This window comes from Kineosphaera limosa NBRC 100340 (assembly GCF_000298215.1).
Classification (GTDB): domain Bacteria; phylum Actinomycetota; class Actinomycetes; order Actinomycetales; family Dermatophilaceae; genus Kineosphaera; species Kineosphaera limosa.
Map to the genome: position 1 here is coordinate 1 of NZ_BAHD01000143.1, position 2,592 is coordinate 2,592.

Consider the following 2,592-nt stretch of genomic DNA (forward strand, 5'->3'; position numbering starts at 1 on the left):
GAAGCCGGGGCGGACGTCGCGAACTGCCCGTGAGAACCAGGATCCGCTGCGCCGTGAGGGAGGATCCGCTGGAGCGCTAGTTCGACCCGTCGGGCACAACTGCGGTGACGTCACCGAAGTCGGCGGGATTGGCTACCGCTGCCGGTTCGGGTAGCGGCGTTTCGACGACGAGCTCGGTAGGACGCGGCCTTGGCCTTGTTTCCGCACTCCTCCATGCCGCACCAACAGCGCCGGCGACCGCGCGAGCGGTCGACGAACAGGCGCGTGCAGTCCGCACCCTGGCACTGCTTCACCACGGCGGCTGCTTCGCCGAGCAGGCACAGGGCTGACCGCGCGACGTCGGACAGGGCAGCGGTGACGTCGCCCGAGCGGTGAAGGGCGCCCCCGTGCCACGAGATTCCGGCCGGCGCCGGGGCGGCAAAGTCGTTGAGTGTCTCGATATCCGCCGCGTCGATAACGGCATCGACCGCCCGCGCCCCGAAGGCGCGGTACGCCGCCTCACGAAGGCGGACGGCGTCATACAGATCGCCCTCCGTGATGGTCGAGGCCGCATCGATAACGCCGCTCTGCTCTAGCCAGGCCCCTAGGTCGGAGGGTCCGCCGAGCAGCTCCTCGGGCTCGGTGCGGCGACGCCACTTGCGGGTTCCGGCGAGGTCGAGCGCGAGATTGTCGCTGACGAAGGAGAAGCTCACGTCACCATCTTGACCGGTGACGCCTCGTGATGCAAGGATCGTCACCATTCAAACCGGTGACGACAGCCTGGCTGGCCAAGGAGCGACCATGATGATCTCGACCGAGGACTACCTCTACTTCGCGCGCCGCGCCCTCGACGGCATGACCGGCATAGTCGTCGAACTCGGCGACGACCTCGCCAACACCACCCCAGACCTACCCGGCGCAAACTCGCCGTACGCCCTGCTGAACCACTGCCTCGGGGTCGTCGAGGCCTGGGCCGGCGGGTTCGTTGCGGGTCGCTTGGTCGAGCGAGACCGGGAGGCCGAATTCCGCGCGACGGGTGCCGTCGCGCCGCTCGTGGACCGTGCGCAGCGCACGAGCGAGCAGCTCGCCGCGGACGTTGCGACCGCCGAGCCTGAGGCGCCCCTGCGCGCCCAGCCGCCCGGCAGCTTTCAGGGGCCGGACCGCGAACTGACCCAGGGCGCGGCGCTCCAACACGTCTATGAGGAGCTCGCCCAACATCACGGTCAGATGGAGCTGATGCGCGACATCCTGCGCCGCGACCACCCTCGGTCGAGTCAGCTGGCACCCGTCGACGAGGACCGGTTGCGCTCCGGGGCCGGCGTCAAGTGGGGCATCGTCGAGCCAGACGTACTGCCCGCCTGGGTCGCAGACATGGACTTCGGAGTGCCGAGCGCGGTGCGAGACGTGGTCGCTGACGCTCTGGCGCACGAGGACTTCGGCTACCCGTGGTTCGCGGAGGGTGATCCGGTGGTCCGCGCCTTCGAGCGGCGGATGGCGGACCGCTTCGGGTGGCGACCAAGCACTGATCGCACCCGGGTCTTCACGGATCTGCTGCAGATCCTCCAACTGGTCATCGAGTCGAGCACCGCACCCGGCGACGGCGTCGCGATCCATGTGCCGGCCTACCCGCCGTTCCTGGCGAGCATCACGCGGGCCGGGCGACGGATCGTGCCGATCCCGATGCGCGACACCGCCGCGGGATGGCGCTTCGACACAACGGATCTGGCGGCACGGCTGTCGGCCGCCGGCACCCGGCTGATCGTTCTCGTCAACCCGCACAACCCGACGGGTCGGGTGCTGACGCCAGAAGAACTGGAGGCTGTTGCTGACGCGGCGAGCGCACTCGATGCCGTGGTACTCAGCGACGAGATCCACGCAGATCTCGTCTATGCCGGTGCCCGTCACCTGCCCTTCGCCTCCATCAGCGACGACGCGGCCGCCCGAACCGTGACGGCAACCTCGGCGACCAAGACGTTCAACATCGCGGGGCTGCGCTGCGCCGTGGCCACGTCGGACCGGACGCGCTGTGGCAGGAGTGGGCGGCGGCCCCGATCGACCTCTACGGCACTCCCAGCACCCTGGGTAAGCGCGCGACGGCGGCCGTCTGGGCCGACGGCGAGCCCTGGCACAGAGAACTCATGCAGCGCCTCGAGGCCAACCGGAGCATCGTGCGTGACTGGGTCGACGCCTCGGCCTACCCGTTGCGGCACCACAGTCCGGAGGCCACCTATCTCGCGTGGATCGACTTCTCCGGCACCGAGATCGCGGACGACGCGGCGGGCGCCTTGCGCCACCTGGGGCGGGTTCTGCTCAGCGCGGGACCGGAGTTCGTTCAGGGCGTGGACGGTGACGCCGGCGCCTACGCGCGCCTCAACCTCGCCACCAGCGAAGGCAACCTGCGCGAGATCCTGCGCCGGATCGACACCGCCCTCGCCGCGGCCGCGCGGGGCGACGGCCCACTCGTCGCGGGTGCGCCGGATCCGGCCCGCGCCTACACCGGCGGACAGGACAACCTGTAGCGCACGATCTTCCGGTCGCGAGTTGGGCACTCAGCATCCGCTCATGGGTCAGCGCTCCAAAGCGCCCCTCTGAGCGACGCACAGCGCCGACGTA

At 69.8% G+C, this 2,592-nt stretch carries 2 protein-coding genes and 1 pseudogene; 2 read left to right on the plus strand and 1 reads right to left on the minus strand.

Going from position 1 to position 2,592, the window contains the following annotated elements; translation table 11 throughout:
- Positions 1–110 precede the first annotated feature (110 nt).
- Positions 111–692, minus strand: coding sequence for a CGNR zinc finger domain-containing protein (locus KILIM_RS21720; RefSeq protein ID WP_006594916.1), 582 nt, complete (start codon positions 690–692; stop codon positions 111–113).
- 142 nt (positions 693–834) lie between these two features.
- Between KILIM_RS21720 and KILIM_RS25545 the strand changes: the two are divergent.
- Both KILIM_RS25545 and KILIM_RS25255 read left to right on the plus strand, forming a co-directional pair.
- Positions 835–1,938, plus strand: a pseudogene (locus KILIM_RS25545) (aminotransferase class I/II-fold pyridoxal phosphate-dependent enzyme); the annotation flags it as partial.
- A gap of 179 nt (positions 1,939–2,117) precedes the next feature.
- Positions 2,118–2,498 carry a beta C-S lyase family protein gene (locus tag KILIM_RS25255; RefSeq protein WP_006594918.1) on the plus strand — a complete coding sequence of 127 codons (381 nt, stop codon included), beginning with the start codon at positions 2,118–2,120 and terminating at the stop codon, positions 2,496–2,498.
- Positions 2,499–2,592 lie beyond the last annotated feature (94 nt).